Origin of the sequence: Rhizobium sp. Rhizsp42 (assembly GCF_047304155.1) — a bacterium.
In the GTDB taxonomy this organism is placed as follows: domain Bacteria; phylum Pseudomonadota; class Alphaproteobacteria; order Rhizobiales; family Rhizobiaceae; genus Rhizobium.
Window position 1 is genome coordinate 185,976 of sequence record NZ_JBGLYS010000005.1, and the last position, 14,273, is coordinate 200,248.

The 14,273-nt window shown below is 63.3% G+C and carries 12 protein-coding genes; 6 read left to right on the forward strand and 6 right to left on the reverse strand.

Annotated features, from left to right (window positions below; all coding sequences use genetic code 11):
* Positions 1-16: 16 nt before the first annotated feature.
* The 4 genes from cydC to hemN all read right to left on the reverse strand — a co-directional run bounded on the left by cydC (position 17) and on the right by hemN (position 5,469).
* Entirely contained in the window at positions 17-1,708 is a 1,692-nt protein-coding gene (gene cydC / locus ACCD05_RS08110; protein ID WP_413392050.1) for a thiol reductant ABC exporter subunit CydC, read from the reverse strand.
* Complete coding sequence (gene cydD, locus ACCD05_RS08115) at positions 1,705-3,393, reverse strand: thiol reductant ABC exporter subunit CydD (protein ID WP_413392051.1); 1,689 nt, start codon at positions 3,391-3,393, stop codon at positions 1,705-1,707. The genes cydC and cydD overlap by 4 nt, the downstream gene beginning before the upstream one ends.
* A gap of 4 nt (positions 3,394-3,397) precedes the next feature.
* Complete coding sequence (locus tag ACCD05_RS08120) at positions 3,398-3,976, reverse strand: GbsR/MarR family transcriptional regulator (RefSeq protein WP_047506429.1); 579 nt, start codon at positions 3,974-3,976, stop codon at positions 3,398-3,400.
* A gap of 149 nt (positions 3,977-4,125) precedes the next feature.
* Positions 4,126-5,469 (reverse strand): oxygen-independent coproporphyrinogen III oxidase, encoded by a 1,344-nt coding sequence (gene hemN, locus ACCD05_RS08125; RefSeq protein WP_413392052.1) that lies wholly within the window; start codon positions 5,467-5,469, stop codon positions 4,126-4,128.
* Between the two features lie 118 nt (positions 5,470-5,587).
* Between hemN and ACCD05_RS08130 the strand changes: the two genes are divergently transcribed.
* The 3 genes from ACCD05_RS08130 to ACCD05_RS08140 all read left to right on the forward strand — a co-directional run bounded on the left by ACCD05_RS08130 (position 5,588) and on the right by ACCD05_RS08140 (position 8,214).
* Entirely contained in the window at positions 5,588-6,304 is a 717-nt protein-coding gene (locus ACCD05_RS08130) for a Crp/Fnr family transcriptional regulator (RefSeq protein WP_210208044.1), read from the forward strand.
* Between the two features lie 92 nt (positions 6,305-6,396).
* Positions 6,397-7,560, forward strand: coding sequence for an aminotransferase (locus ACCD05_RS08135; protein ID WP_413392053.1), 1,164 nt, complete (start codon positions 6,397-6,399; stop codon positions 7,558-7,560).
* A gap of 315 nt (positions 7,561-7,875) precedes the next feature.
* Positions 7,876-8,214, forward strand: a complete 339-nt coding sequence (locus tag ACCD05_RS08140) for a hypothetical protein (protein WP_413392054.1) — start codon at positions 7,876-7,878, stop codon at positions 8,212-8,214.
* 18 nt (positions 8,215-8,232) lie between these two features.
* On the opposite strand, the gene ACCD05_RS08145 is transcribed toward ACCD05_RS08140, so the two are convergent.
* Positions 8,233-9,903, reverse strand: coding sequence for a diguanylate cyclase (locus ACCD05_RS08145; RefSeq protein ID WP_413392078.1), 1,671 nt, complete (start codon positions 9,901-9,903; stop codon positions 8,233-8,235).
* Between the two features lie 255 nt (positions 9,904-10,158).
* On the opposite strand from ACCD05_RS08145, the gene ACCD05_RS08150 reads away from it, so the two are divergent.
* Positions 10,159-11,067, forward strand: coding sequence for a DUF1003 domain-containing protein (locus tag ACCD05_RS08150; RefSeq protein ID WP_209191035.1), 909 nt, complete (start codon positions 10,159-10,161; stop codon positions 11,065-11,067).
* 142 nt (positions 11,068-11,209) lie between these two features.
* Positions 11,210-11,470 carry a hypothetical protein gene (locus tag ACCD05_RS08155; protein WP_018897481.1) on the forward strand — a complete coding sequence of 87 codons (261 nt, stop codon included), beginning with the start codon at positions 11,210-11,212 and terminating at the stop codon, positions 11,468-11,470.
* 73 nt (positions 11,471-11,543) lie between these two features.
* Here ACCD05_RS08155 and ACCD05_RS08160 read toward each other — a convergent pair whose 3' ends face one another.
* On the reverse strand, positions 11,544-12,353 hold the full coding sequence (locus tag ACCD05_RS08160; protein ID WP_413392055.1) for a class I SAM-dependent methyltransferase: 810 nt from the start codon (positions 12,351-12,353) through the stop codon (positions 11,544-11,546).
* A 425-nt stretch (positions 12,354-12,778) separates the two neighbouring features.
* Between ACCD05_RS08160 and ACCD05_RS08165 the strand changes: the two genes are divergently transcribed.
* Positions 12,779-14,068: a DUF2254 domain-containing protein gene (locus ACCD05_RS08165; RefSeq protein ID WP_413392056.1), complete on the forward strand. Its 1,290-nt coding sequence runs from the start codon at positions 12,779-12,781 to the stop codon at positions 14,066-14,068.
* The last annotated feature ends 205 nt before the right edge of the window (positions 14,069-14,273 follow it).

The following is a 14,273-nucleotide window of genomic DNA, read 5'->3' on the forward strand; positions in this document are numbered from 1 at the left end:
GCGGTCATGCACGCGCTCAGTCCGGTCTCAGCCGATTCAGAGCTTCTTCGAACGCCGTCTCTCCGCGGCGCGAAATGCTGGCGATGCGGCCGCCATCGAGCGTGGCGATCACATCAGCGATCTCCGCCTCACGGCGGATATGGGTGGCGATAACAAGCGAGCGGCCGTTCGCCTTCTCGGACAGGCGGGCCATGACATCGAGTGCTGTGGCGCGGTCGAGGCCCTCGGTCGGCTCGTCGAGCAGCCAGAGCGGCGTGTCGCGCAGGAAGAGGCGCGCGAGTGCCAGGCGCCGCGACTGGCCGCCCGAGAGACCCATGCCGCCTTCGCCAAGGCGGGCCTCGAGGGCTTCGGGCAGGGCGGCGATATCGGCGAGCAAGCCGGCGGCAGCGAGTGCGGACTTGAGGTCGCTTTCGGTCGCGTTGGGACAGGCCAGACGCAGATTGCCGGCGACCGTGTCCTTGAAGAGTTCGGTGCGCTGGGTCAGAAGGGTTGCCGTCTCGTTGGTGACCTTGCCCTTGAGCGGTTCGATCTCGCCGGCCAGCAGGGCCAGCAGTGTCGACTTGCCGGCGCCGCTGGCGCCGATGAGCGCGAGCTTTTCGCCCGGTTTTAGTGCGAGATTGATATCGGCCAGAACTGGGGTTGCGGCTGCATCATAGGCGGCGCTGACGCCGGCGAGTTGGACCGCCAGTCCGGCTGCGGGTGCGTCGTGCTGGCGTGTGGCTGTGTCGTCTGCCAGGCGAGGGCCGATGCGCTTTGCCGCCAGAAGTGTGCGTCCGAGTTCCAGCGCACCGCGACGCAGCGCGCCGAAGGGCTCGACGGCGGCAAAGGCGATCAGGATGCCGAGGGCGGCAACCGGCGCGGTGATGGTGCCGGCGCCGGCGAGGGCCGCGACGGCCAACAGGGCGCCGGTGAGCAGGACCGTCGAGGCGATGCCGAAGCCTAAGGTCACTGTGCTCTCGATGCGGTTCAGCCTGTTATCGGCATCTTCAGAATAGCGGTCGGCGGCTGCTATGGCTGCCGTCTGCGCTTCGATCCTTCCGGCCATCAAGAGGTCCGACTGGCCGGCGATGAGGTCGATGGTGCGGGCGCGCAGCGCCTCGATGCCATAGGCGCGGCGCCGTGCATGGGCGGCGGCGAGGTGGCCGGCGCAGAGTGGGATGCCAAGGCCGGCGACGAGGAGGAGCAGTGCCGCCGAGAGGCCGAACAGGGGATGCATCAGGCCGAGCGCGATGCCTGTGGCGATGGCGGCGAGGATTGCGACGCCTGCGGGTACCAGCACGCGGAGATAGAGAGAATCGAGCGCATCGATGTCGCCGGTCAGGCGAAACAGCAGGCGGGCAGGGCGTCTTGCGAGATCACGGGCAGCACCGGCCTGCGCCCAGCCACGAAACAGGCGTTCGCGCAGCGCGGCTAGCACGGCGAGCGTTGCGTCATGCGTCGTCAGCCGCTCGCCATAGCGCGAGGCGGTGCGGCCGATCGCCAGCAGGCGGATGCCGGCCGAGGGGGCGAAGACATCGAAGGTGATGGCGGTTGCCACTGAGGCGCCGGCGATCGCCGTTGCGGTGATGAACCAGCCGGAGAGGCCAAGTAGCGCGATGCCGGCGCCAGCCGTCGCGGCCGACATGACGGCGCCCAGCAGCAGGCCGCGCTTCTTCTCCCTGACGAAGAGCTTGAGGATAGGCTTGAGATCGGTCAGCGACGCACTCATTCGGCGGCCTCCCGTGCGGGTTCCGGATTGAGATGAATCGTTCTGCCCATGCGGGCGGCGAGGCGGGGATCGTGGGTGGCGACGAGCAAGGTCTTGCCCTTGGCAAGCGCAAGCAGGCTCTCGGTGATGTCGTCGGCCGTTTCGCTGTCGAGATGGGCGGTCGGTTCGTCGGCGAGGACGATCAGCGTCTCGGGGTCCACGGCGGCGCGGGCGATGGCAAGCCGCAGCGCCTCGCCACCCGACAGGCCAGCTCCGCCATCGCCGAGAGGACGGTTGCGGTAGGCGCTTGCGAGTCGTCCGAGCCGGGCGGCTTCGAGTGCGGCGGCGGCCTGTTGAGTGGAGACCTGCGGCCGGCCGAGCGTGACGTTGCGGGTGATGCTGCCGGCGAAGATATGCGGCTTCTGGCCGATCCAGGCGATCCATGTCCGTGACGATTGACCGGCCGGTTGCCCGCCGATCTCGACGTGGCCGCTTTCACAGGGTGCAAGGCCGGCGGCGAGTGCCAGCAGGGTCGACTTGCCCGAGCCGCTTGGGCCCAGCAGGGCGACATGTTCGCCGGCGCGGATATGGAGATCGAAGTCCTCGATGGCTGAAGTATCGCTGCCGGGATAGCGGAAGGTGGCGGTGTGGAAGCGGATATCCGCGCCAAGGGGGCCTTGAGCGGCCTCTCCCTGCGGCAGCAGCATGCCGTCTTCGCTGAGCGCATCGAGTGCCTTCATCGCCGCTTCGCCCGAGGCGCGGTCGTGCCAGACGGCCGAGAGTTCGCGCAGCGGCTCGAAGAAGGCGGGTGCGAGCAGCAGCACGAAGAGGCCCGATGTGAGGTTCAGTCCGCCAGTCCAGGCGCCGAAGCGGATCTCGCCGAGCAGCGAGAAGCCGACATAGACGGCGACCATGGCGACTCCGAGCGCGGCGAAGAGCTCGAGAGCAGCCGACGACAGGAAGGCGATGCGCAGCACGGCCATGGTGCGGGTCTTCAGGTCCTCGGCATCGGCGCGAAGGCGCGTTGCCGTGGCATCGACGGCATCAAGCGCGCGGATGGTGGCAAGGCCACGCAGGCGATCGAGCAGGAAGCCGTTGAGGCCGCCGGTCGCGGCCAACTGCTTCTCGCTGGCCGCCTGCGCGCGCCAGCCGATCAGCGCCATGAAGACGGGGATGAGGGGCATGGCGAAGAGCAGCACGAGCGCCGCGATCCACGAGATCGGAAAGACGCAGGCGAGGATGACCAGGGGCACGGCGCTGGCCTTGAAGCGGGCCGGCTGGAAACGTGCGAGATAGGGGACGATGAGCTCGGCCTGTTCGCCGACGATGCTGGCGGCCTCGCCCGATGTGTGGCGGGTGCTGTCGACCGGCGAACGGCGCGCAAGGGCCTCGACGGCGCGGGCGCGCCTCAGGGTGAGTTCGGAGCGGGCGGCACGGAAGGCGAGGCGGCCTCCTGCTGCTTCGAGACAGCTTTTTAAGACACCGAGCAAGGCGATGATGATCGCCGGCCAGATGGCGGCCTCTAACCCGCCGCCATCGGCGATGCGGCCGATAGCGATTGAGAGGAGACCTGCCTGCGGAATCCAGAGGAGGGCGGCGAGCGTCTGGACCAGTGCCGCGTTCCGCAGGCCAGACGGCTGGCGGGCGCGCTTGCGCTGTCCGTCGCGGGCCTTATCTTGCTTGGCATCGAGAAAGGCACTGGTCATGGCGCTAACTCTTGTTCGCAGGATTGGGACGGCGGCCACGGCCGAGCGAGATGACCCGGTCCTTGGCCTCAAGCAGCTTCGTCACTTTCGCGCCTAGCGAGAGTAGCGTTGCAAGCCTTTCTGTTTCAAGTTGTTTCACATCGTCATACCAATGTGTCAGCTGTTCAATCAGCGCATGCATTTCACTCATGCGTTCCTGCGCATGGCGCTCGGCTTCGCTTGCCGGCCGCTGCATCAGGATTTCGCGCAACACCGAGAGCGTCGGATCGACTTCGCGCTTCTTGCGCTCTTCGGCGAGCGTGCGAAGGATCAGCCAGACATCGTCAGGCGTGGTGAAGAAGTCACGGCGGTCGTCCGGCCGGTGCCTGAGCAGCACGAGGTTCCAGGTCTGCAGCTCGCGCAGGCTCATCGAGACGTTCGAGCGCGAAATGCCGAGCGCGTCGGCGATCTCCTCGGCGCAGAGCGGCTGCGGGGAGACGTAGAGCAGCGCGTAAATCTGGCTCACCGTCCTGTTGATGCCCCAGCGCGAGCCCATTTCACCGAAGTGCAGGACGAAGGATTGGACGAGCGGCGCAAGGTTCATCATCTGGTTTCCGTTATGACTGTGATTTCAGAAATTTCTGAAATCACTATAACTGGCAATGCGTGGCTGACAATCGGCAAGCCGGGGCTGCGGCAATTGGCGCCGGACTTGACGATAGTCAGCTTTTCGTCCGGGTTTATTGATTCAAATCAAATCGCCGAGGAATGTTTGGCCTTGCCCTCAGCGAGGTAGCGATCGAACTTGGCGGCGATGGTGCGCACGAAGGGGCGGCCTTGATCGGTGATCACGAACCTGTCGCCGTCGAAGGAAACGAAGCCATCCTCGTTGAAGCTTGCATGCAGGGCGTCGTTGCAGGCATCGTCGGCGGCCTTGCCGAAGCGGGCGCGCAGCTCGGTGACCGAGAAGGCGTACTGGCACATCAGCTCCTCGATCGCCTGCGCGCTGGCGCGGTCGGCATCCGAGAGCGCGAAACCCCGGGCAACGGGAAGGCGGCCTTCCGAGATCGCCCGGCAATATTGTCCCGTCGCGACGATGTTCTGGACATAGCCTTGCTGAAGCTTGCCGATCGAGGAGGCGCCAAGGCCGATCAGCGTATCGGCGCCATCGGTCGTGTAGCCCTGGAAGTTGCGCCGGAGTGCGCCATCGCGCAGCTGGCGGGCCATGCTGTCATCGGGCTTCGCGAAGTGGTCGATGCCGACGGCGTCATAGCCTGCCGCAAGGATGGCGCTAGCGCCGGCCGCGGCCATCGCGAAACGGTCGGCGGGACCGGCAAGGGTCGCGGTATCGATCACCGACTGGTGCTTCTTGACCCAGGGGACGTGCGCGTAGCCGAACATGGCGATGCGATCGGGCTGCATCGACAGCGACAGGTCGATCGTGCGCAGCAGCATCTCGCGATCCTGATGCGGCAGGCCGTAGACGATGTCGAGATTGATCGAGCCGATGCCGAGTTCGCGCAACGTCTTCACGACCAAGGCCGTCTGCTCGAAGCTCTGCGGCCGGTTGATCGCGGTCTGGACGATCGGCTCGAAATCCTGCACGCCGACGCTTGCCCGCGTCATGCCGAAGTCGCGCCATGCCTTCAGCTTCTCTGCATCGACATGCGTCGGGTCGATCTCGACGCTGATCTCGCAATTGGGGCCGATGTCGAAATTGGCGTCGAGCGTGGCGCGCAGGCGCATGAGGTCGGCGGGGCTGACGATCGTCGGCGAACCGCCGCCGAAATGGATGGCTGCGACCTTTCGCCGTAGCGGGAGATATGTTGCAACGAGCGCGATCTCGCTATTCAAGGCTTCCAGGTAGGTCGCGATGGGGTCGTAGCGGCGCACCTGCTTGGTATGGCAACCGCAGTAGAAACAGAGCCGGTCGCAGAACGGAATATGCACGTATAGCGATAGTGCGCCTTGTGAATTTGCTTCGAGCCACTGCCGGTAATCCATCTCGCCGACGCCCTCGTGGAAGTGCGGCGCGGTCGGGTAGCTGGTGTAGCGGGGGACGGGGGCGGAATAGCGGGCGATGAGATCGGCGTTCATGAGCGTGTCCTTTCAAGGACCGAAATAATGGGGGTTTTCGATGACTGCCTTGATCTCGATCAAGAAAACGCTGTTCTCCGAAGATGAGCTTGGCTATGCTTCAGGCGGAGCCGGGTGTATGCGAAAAGATATACATAATTCTAATATTCCAGTACGTTGCGTCAGTTGCGAGGTCCGCCACAAGGGGATGTGCGGGGCGCTGACGTCTGACGAACTGCTGTTGCTGTCGGCCCATACGCGGCTGGTCACGCATGATGCCGGCGAGGAACTGGCCGGCGAAAAGATGCCCGTCGAATCCTACGCCACCGTCATCAGTGGTGTGGTGAAACTGACGAAGACGCTCGAAGACGGACGCCAGCAGATCGTCGGCCTGCAGTTCGCCCCGGATTTCCTCGGCCGGTTGCATGCCAATGAAAACGGCGTCTCGGCGGAGGCTGCGTCGGACGTGCATCTCTGCCGGGTTCCGAAGGCCGCCATGGAGCGGCTGGTCAAGAGCACGCCGGCGCTCGCCGAAAGGTTGATGGACCAGACGATGCGCGAGCTCGACGAAGCGCGCGACTGGATGGTGACGCTGGGGCGCAAGACGGCGGCGGAGAAGGTCGCGAGCTTCCTGTTTCTGATCGCGACGCATCTCGATCCCGAAGCGAAGGGCGATAGCCGTCGCTTCGACCTGCCGCTCTCGCGCGCCGATATCGCCGATTTTCTCGGGCTGACGATCGAGACCGTGTCGCGGCAGATGTCGAAGCTGAAGAGCGAAGGCGTCATTTCCATCGTTGCCAACAGGCATATCGAAGTGCCCAAGCTCTCCAAGCTCAAGGCCTGCTGCGGCGCCTGACGGCGTTCACCGCGCGCGCTTCGAATGCGTGTTGCCGAGGCGGGGTGTTTTGTGCAGGAGTGATGGTTTCCATCATTGATTTGAGAGCCTCCATGCCCGCCGCTGAAGCCAATCTCCTCGTCTCCCGCCTGTCTCCGCCGCCCATCCCATCGGTGCTTGCCTGGGCGCGCGAGTACAAGGGCGCCAAGGGGCCGCTGGTCGATCTCTCGCAGGCGGTGCCGGGATATCCCGCGCATCCCGAGATGCTGCGGCTGCTGGGTGAGGCGGCGGCGTCGCCCGCCACAACAGGCTACGGACCGATCGAGGGCGAGAGCGTGCTGCGCGAGGTCTATGCCCGGCAGATGTCCGAGGTCTACGGCGCGCCGGTCGCTGCCGATAACGTCCAGATCACCGCCGGCTGCAACCAGGCCTTCATGGCGGCGGCCATCACGCTTGCCGGGGCAGGCGACAGCGTGGCGCTGACCAATCCCTTCTACTTCAACCAGGAAACGACGCTGTCGATGCTTGGCATCAACAGGGTGCTGGTCGAATGCGACGCCGATAACGGCTTCCTGCCCGATATCACCTCGGCGGAGAAGGCGCTCGCCTCGGGCGCTAAGGTGCTGGCGATCGTCACGCCGAACAACCCGACGGGAGCGATCTATCCGCCGGAGCTGTTGCGCGCGCTGTTTGACCTCTGCCGCAGCCATGGGGCGTGGCTGATCGTTGACGAGACCTATCGCGATTTCCTGCCGGAGAACTATGGCGCCCCGCATCCGCTGCTTGCGATCCCCGGCTGGGAGGAGACGCTGATCCTGCTCTACAGTTTCTCCAAATCCTTCTGCATTCCCGGCCACCGGCTGGGCGCGATCACCGCCGGGGAACGTGTCATCGCCGAGATCGTCAAGGTGATGGACAACATGCAGATCTGCGCGCCGAGGGCTGCGCAGGTGGCGGTTGCCGAGGCGATGCCCGTCCTGGCCGACTGGCGGGCCGCGAACCGGCTGGAGATCACCCGGCGGGCCGATGCGCTGCGGGCGGTGATGGCGGAACTGCCTGGCTGGGAGATCGGCGCGCTTGGCGCGTACTTCGCCTTTATTTGCCATCCGTTTGCTGATTTGAGTTCATCCGAGGTTGCCGAGCGGCTGGCCAAGGAGGCGGGCGTGGTTTGCCTGCCGGGGAGCTATTTCGGGGTGGGGCAGGAGCGGTATTTGCGGTTGGCGTTCGCCAATGCGGATGCGGTGTCGATCGGGCGGTTGGTGGAGCGGTTGCGCTAGGGTTGTTTGGGGTGCGGCGGGGTTGGTGGCTGGTGTGATGTTGGGTGGTGCGCTGGGGATTGAACGCGGTGCCTTGCGTTACCCCCCCTCTGCCCTGCCGGGCATCTCCCCCACAAGTGGGGAGATTGGCTGGGGGCAGCCGCTCGCTCAAGGCTCGTTGTTTGATTGTGGAGCAGGCCACGGGTCGATCTCCCCACCTGTGGGGGAGATGCCCGGCAGGGCAGAGGGGGGTATCCCACGGCAGAACCTCTCTTTAGGCACCTGACAACCGTATGCTATATTCCAGCACACGACGCGTCATCACAGAGGTCCCCCATGCCCCGATTTCTTGCCGTCTACACCATGAAACACGAGGACTTCGACGCTTTCCGGCGTCTTCCCAAATCCGAACAAGACGCCATCGATGCCAAAGGTGTGCCGCTGTGGATGGCCTGGGAGGAGCGGAATGCTGCGGCCATTCTCGATCGCGGCGGCATGGTGGGGAAGACGACGCGGGTCAACAAGGAAGGGGTTGCGGAGGCTTCCAATGCGCTCTGCGGCTATCTGGTGGTCGAGGCGGAGAATGCCGAGGCCGCGGCACGGCTTTTCCTCGATCATCCCCATATCACCGTCTTTCCCGGAGACGGCGTGGATATCATGCCGTTCGTGACCTGACACAAAGGGCGCGTCGATCTAGGCGATCATCGCCCGATCATCCGGAAAGTCTCGCAGCGCTGGCGTGTTGTTGATCGCGCCGCGTGTTCGATTGCGCCCCGCGCTCTTGGCTTCGTAGAGCAGCTTGTCGGCCCGTTCATAGAGCGTTGCGAAATCCTCATCGCCGATGATGCCAGTCACGCCCATGCTTGCCGTCACTGGGCGTTTGAGGCCCGGTACCGTCCGGGCGACGATGGCGGGGATTGCCTGGCGGCGGAGTTCGGCCTGGGTGTCGGCGTCGTCGCCGCGCAGGAGAAGCACGAATTCCTCGCCGCCGAGGCGGTAGGCGCGAACGATCGGGCCGGGCTGGAGCGCCTTGGCGACGGCCTTCAGCACCTCGTCGCCGACGCTGTGGCCGTTGATGTCGTTGATCGCCTTGAAATGATCGATGTCGATAACGGCAAGGGCCACGAAGCCTTTGGCTCGGAGCTGCTCGAATTGTTGTTCGATCGCACGCCGGTTCAGCAATCCGGTCAGCGGGTCGGTTTCGGACAGACGTTCGAGCAACTCGGCGTCGTTGCGGGCACCGTCGCGTTCGCGTTTCATGGTGACGAAGCGCTCGGCCACGCCAAGCGTCGTGAACACGACCTCGCACATGCAGCCGATATAGAAGAGCAGCGTGGCGTCGGTGCTGTGCAGCCAGGGAACGATACCCGTCACCAGACGGATCAGGCCGACCACGACCATGGGCGCGTAGCCGATCGCCTGGAACCGGGCGGCGCGGCTTCCGCGGCGCAGCGCATCGATCATCGACAGGATGAAGATGGCAAGCACCGGCGCGAAGGCGGCCGTATAGGCGCTCGACTGGATGGGGCGGGCAACGAAGGGGAAGGCGGCGTGAAAGATGCTCAGCGCTATCGCCCACGCCGCGCAATAGGGAAGCACGCGGCGCAGGAGCGGATGCATGAGGCCAGGCTCGACGAAGCTATAGGTGAACATCGCTCCCGACGCGATGGTCATGCCGAAGATCACCGTCGTCATCCAGCTCAAGGTCATCGCCGGCGGATCAAAGAGCATGACCGCAAGGCCAGATGTCACCAGAATGGTCATCAGCAGCGAGAATGTCAGCGCCGAGTGCCAGAGAACGAAGGGTTCTCGCAGCGCCCGGTAGAAGGCCGCATTGAAGATCAGCGGCATGACGAGCATGCCGGCAAGGCCCGCCAGAACAAGCATCAAGCGCATGTCGCCGATGCCGCCGGCTGCGTCCGTTGGCGCCAGATAGGCGCGCTCCAGCGTCATCCGATGGCTTGGGAGGTCGATCGCGGCGATGACCTGCCGGGTCTCGCTCGTCACGTCGGGCAGGGGCGCCTTGAAGTAGCCGCCGGCCATGGAGCTTTGGAGTGCTGCGGCGGGAATGGTCTCCTGGCGGATCGCGCCATCGCGATCAATGGCAATGAGATGCACCGCCTGAAGTGCCGCGCGCCTGGAGAGCAGATAGTGCGGAAGGGGTTCACCTGCGTTAATGTCGAAGCGCAGTAGCACGCGCTCGGCATCGATGGAGCGGGCTTGGTCGCCGCAGGACCATCGATCCTGGTTCCTGGCGACCGCGACCACGTCTTCCGACAGGTTGGCGGATGCCCAGCAGGAACTGCGTGTCTCGAAAGAATCCGCCGGGGCAGCCGATGCGGCGCTGAATTGCAGCAGCATCACCAGGAACAAAAGGGCCGCCGGGAGGCTATTTCGAAATCCACTCGAAGTCATGGCTCTAGGCTAGGGCGGAAAGCTTTTGATGCCGTTAATCCGGGCCATCGACTTGGCGGAGCAGTCGATCACGTTATCGGGAGGGCGTGCAATCAGTCATTAACACCGCCCCAACAAATGGCCTCGCCGGGATCGCCAAGCAATGTCACAATCCTGTTCGATTTGATGTTTAGAGCGCAGAAATCGGCACAGAGGATCGTCGGGATGGCAGAAGAGAAGTCGCTTGAGTTCGCGGGTGGGATCGTGGATTTCGATGCCGGGCACGGCGAGACCGCCACCGTCGAGATGAAGGACTACAGCGACAGTCTGGAGCGCGCCAAGGCGAAGTCCGTGCGCCTCGTCGATGCGATCACCGGCGCGGCGTTGAAGAAGAAGGACGCCATCCACTTCGACGACCTGCGCCCTGCGCTGGCCGAGTTCATGCGGCAGAAGCATCCGGGACTGCACTCGGACGATTATATCAATCGCAAGGTGGTCGACGATTATCGCGGCCAGTATATCGCCGAATTGTTGCGCGACGAACGCGGCGAGCTCTCCAACCTCGAGGACGAGGTCGTCGAGAGCCTCAGGAGCCACGATACGCTGGCCGAAAACATCGAAGAGGATTACGAGGAGCATCGCTCGATCGGCGACCGCGTGGCCGATGTCGTCGCCACCTTCGGCGGCAGCTGGACCTTCATCATCTCTTTCTGTCTTTTCCTGGCCGTCTGGATGGGCATCAATCTTCTGATGGGCGAGCGGCAAGCCTTCGACGCTTACCCCTTCATCCTGCTCAACCTCATCCTCTCGACCATCGCCGCCCTGCAGGCGCCGATCATCATGATGAGCCAGCGGCGCCAGGAATCGAAGGATCGGCTGCGCGCGCTCAACGACTACAAGGTCAACCTCAAGGCCGAACTGGAAATCCGCCACCTGCACGAAAAGGTCGATCACCTGCTGAACCGGCAGTGGGAGCGGCTCACCGAAATCCAGCAGATCCAGATCGAGATGATGCTGGAGCAAGCCAAGGCCGCCAACCGCGCGCTGAAGCTCAGTAAGGCGCAGAAGACCAAGACCAGCGCCTTGAAAAACCTCTTCAGCGCCGCGCCGAAGACGGATGAGGCGGACGGCTAGCGCGGAGTGCCGCCGGCGTGATCCTCATTGTGCAAGTGCCCCAAAATAGCCTATAAGATTCCGCTAGATAGCTGCTCCTGATGGCTCAACATCAGGTAGCGTTTTCGATGCCGATAACGGCAAATTGTGGGAGGAATAGACGATGAAAACGGTTCTCATTGCAGCAGCCTTGATCCTGTCGGCTGCGACGGCGCATGCCGCCGACACATGCGCCTCCAAGGCAGTCGACAAGAACGGCAAACCACTGGCAGGTGCTGCGCTGACGTCGTCGATGAACAAATGCCAGAAGGATGCAGCCGCCGCTTGCGACATGTCCGCCAAGGACAAGAACGGCAAGGCGCTGGCTGGTGCCGCAAAGACCGCCTACACCAAGAAATGCGTGAGCGATGCCGTCGGCGGCTGACGCTGGCTGAGACGAGCATGATCTCTATCGGTCGCGGACCGCATAGATTTGACCGGTTATCGGGCACGTTTGTCTAGCTTCGGTCCGATCGCTGGAAGATGTGGGCTGCGGATATGCGTGTTGTCCGGATCGTCGGGCCGACCAAGGCGCTGAGGTTTTCGATCAGCGCCTGAGCTACGGCTGTGTGCTTTTCTGGAGCCAAAGCCAGAAAGGGTGAGAGGCTGCGATGAAGGGCGACGAAGCGCTCGACGCTGTAGTCCTCGGCGACCTCGACATGGCAGAAGAGTTTTTCGGTGAAAGATGCCGTCTGTAGCGGCTTGGAAAGTCCCCAGAACACCTGGGCGACCTCGTCGCGGGATTGCCGCTCGATCGGCTGCGGGTAGCCCGAGCGCTGGAATGCCTCGTCCACGGCCTTGGTCTGCTGCGCCACCGGCTGGGGTTCTTTGTTCCACAGCAGCACGACAAATCCGTCCGGCGCGATCAATTGCCCGATGCGCTGGACACCGCGCTTCTGATCGATCCAGTGAAACGAGGATGCCGCGAGAACGATATCGAATGGACCGGCGAGATCGGCCTGTTCCAGCGTGCTCGTCTGGAAGCTGATATCCGGGAAATGGGCCAGAACGTCTCGGGCGATGGCTAGGAAGTCGGCGTTCGGTTCGACACAGGTAAATCGGCCGCCCAAGGCGGCGAAGTCCTGCGTGGCCGTGCCGGGGCCGCTGCCGATTTCGAGGACACGACTGTCTTGTCGCCATCCCGCCGCCGCTGCCGACGCGGCTATCAGGGCGGGAGGATAGCGTGGTCGCCCTTCGACATAAAACCGTGCGCCGTTGGAATACCAGCGTGCCTTTTCGTCGTCGGTCTGTTCGTCGTAGATCGCCACGTTTGATCCTCCGCGTTGGGGATGCGGACAATTTAGTTCAGGACTTGGGCTTGGCGATGCTTGGTGTGCCGGCTTTCGGGATGGTCCGACGGGCCCAGCTTGTAAAACAAGGCCGATCGCTTCTGTTCCCGAGGCGGCCGTGACACGGGTAGGGGGTAGGCTCCATCGCGGATTTTCGGTTCCCCGCTACGGCAAAGCCTTCACGGCGGTGTCTCATACCGTAACATACATTACAGGCTCGGTTGCCTCCTGTATGATTGCGATGATTTCGATCTTGTCATGGCCAGCGCCAGCGCGTCCATTCAGCGGCAGGGTCATCCTTCGTGCAGCTTTGGAGACACACGATTTAGGGCCGAAACGAAGGCCGGGGGACGGAAATGGCCTGGAACCGACTGTATAGCTTGAAGAGCTACATGAGGTCGTCCTTGTGGCTGGTTCCGTTCTTTGCCTTGCTCATCTATATCGGTGCAATTCGGCTCGTCTATCTGCTCGAGCCATGGTTGGTGCAGATAGAGCCATGGCCCCCATGGGGTGTTGCAGGCTCCCAGCGCTTGCTCGAGACAATCATCACGATGACGCTGACCTTCGTCGTCTTCACCTTCGGCTCGCTTCTTGTTGCAATTCAGATCGCGGGCGGGCAGTTGACGCCCCGGATCATCGCAACGACATTGCTGCGCGACAACGCCATCCGATTTACAGTTGGACTGTTCATATTCACCCTGCTGTTTGCAACCGGATCGCTGGCCCGGCTCGAGACAGATGTCCATCATGCCGTTGTCGGCATCGCGGGGGTCTTTGGCTTCTTGTCCATCATCGCCTTCCTCTATCTGATCGACTACGCGGCTCGGCTGCTGCGGCCCGTCAGTATCGTCCTGCGTGTCAGTCAGTTGGGTCGCGATGTTATCGAAGACGTTTTTCCGACCACGGTTGGAGACGAGGTCGACCTCATGCCAGCGCCCTCCTTGCCGAACGGGCAGCCGGATAAAGTCATCCGCTATCAGGGGCGGCCCGCCATCATCGTCGCTGTAAACAAGAGCGCGCTCCTGAAAATGGCGCAGAAGACCCATTCGGTCGTGGAACTGGTGCCGAGGATTGGCGACTTCGTGGCATCCGGCGAACCGCTCTTCCGGTTGTATGGCGCCACGCTTCCCGACGAGACGCTGCTGAGGACGATGATTGCCTTCGGTCCGGAGCGAACCCTGGAAGAGGATGCCACCTTCGCTTTCAGGATTATCGTCGACATCGCGATCAAGGCGCTGTCGAAAGCGATCAATGATCCAACCACAGCGGTGCTCGCGATCGATCAGTTGCAGCGCCTTCTTTGTTTCGTCGGAAAGCGGAGCCTTCGCGAGGAAGCAACGCTGGATCAATCCGGAGAGTTGCGGGTGCTTTGTCGGACGCCTGATTGGGATGATTTCGTCAAGCTGACCTTCAGTGAAATCCGCCTCTACGGCGCTGGAAACTTCCAGATCGCCCGACGCCTGCGGGCGGTTCTGGAATCCGGCCTGCAGGTCCTGCCGGCGTGCCGCAGGCCGGCGCTCGAAGCCGAGTTGGTGCTGCTCGATCAGCAACTGGCTGAGCTGTATCGTTTTCCGGAGGATCTGGCGCTCGCCCGCGTTGCCGACGCCCAGGGCCTGGGCGGCTCGAAACCTCTGCCGGATGAAGCCAGAATCCGGATGGAGAATGCCCAGTGGGAACCGCGACGCAGCGCGTGAGCGGGACGTCCGGACACCCAGCGCTGATCCTGCATGCTGAACATGCAATCGGAGATATCGGGCGTTCGAAACTCCGGGACAATTCATAGTCGAAATGCTATATTTTGGCGTCTTCGAGGCTGCCAATCCCTGCCCGGGGCTGGCGGTTTTGAAGCGGATACTGATGACAACCTCAAGCTCCGAAACGGAGCGGTTTCTAGGGAGT

Excerpts from the sequence above, each read along its gene's own strand:
- ACCD05_RS08155 (WP_018897481.1), top strand. The coding sequence starts at position 11,210 with ATGAAAACGGTTCTCATTGCAGCAGCCTTGATCCTGTCGGCTGCGACG.
- hemN (WP_413392052.1), bottom strand. The coding sequence starts at position 5,469 with ATGAACGCCGATCTCATCGCCCGCTATTCCGCCCCCGTCCCCCGCTAC.
- ACCD05_RS08130 (WP_210208044.1), top strand. The coding sequence starts at position 5,588 with ATGCGAAAAGATATACATAATTCTAATATTCCAGTACGTTGCGTCAGT.
- ACCD05_RS08150 (WP_209191035.1), top strand. The coding sequence starts at position 10,159 with ATGGCAGAAGAGAAGTCGCTTGAGTTCGCGGGTGGGATCGTGGATTTC.
- cydD (WP_413392051.1), bottom strand. The coding sequence starts at position 3,393 with ATGACCAGTGCCTTTCTCGATGCCAAGCAAGATAAGGCCCGCGACGGA.
- ACCD05_RS08140 (WP_413392054.1), top strand. The coding sequence starts at position 7,876 with ATGCCCCGATTTCTTGCCGTCTACACCATGAAACACGAGGACTTCGAC.
- cydC (WP_413392050.1), bottom strand. The coding sequence starts at position 1,708 with ATGAGTGCGTCGCTGACCGATCTCAAGCCTATCCTCAAGCTCTTCGTC.
- ACCD05_RS08120 (WP_047506429.1), bottom strand. The coding sequence starts at position 3,976 with ATGAACCTTGCGCCGCTCGTCCAATCCTTCGTCCTGCACTTCGGTGAA.
- ACCD05_RS08135 (WP_413392053.1), top strand. The coding sequence starts at position 6,397 with ATGCCCGCCGCTGAAGCCAATCTCCTCGTCTCCCGCCTGTCTCCGCCG.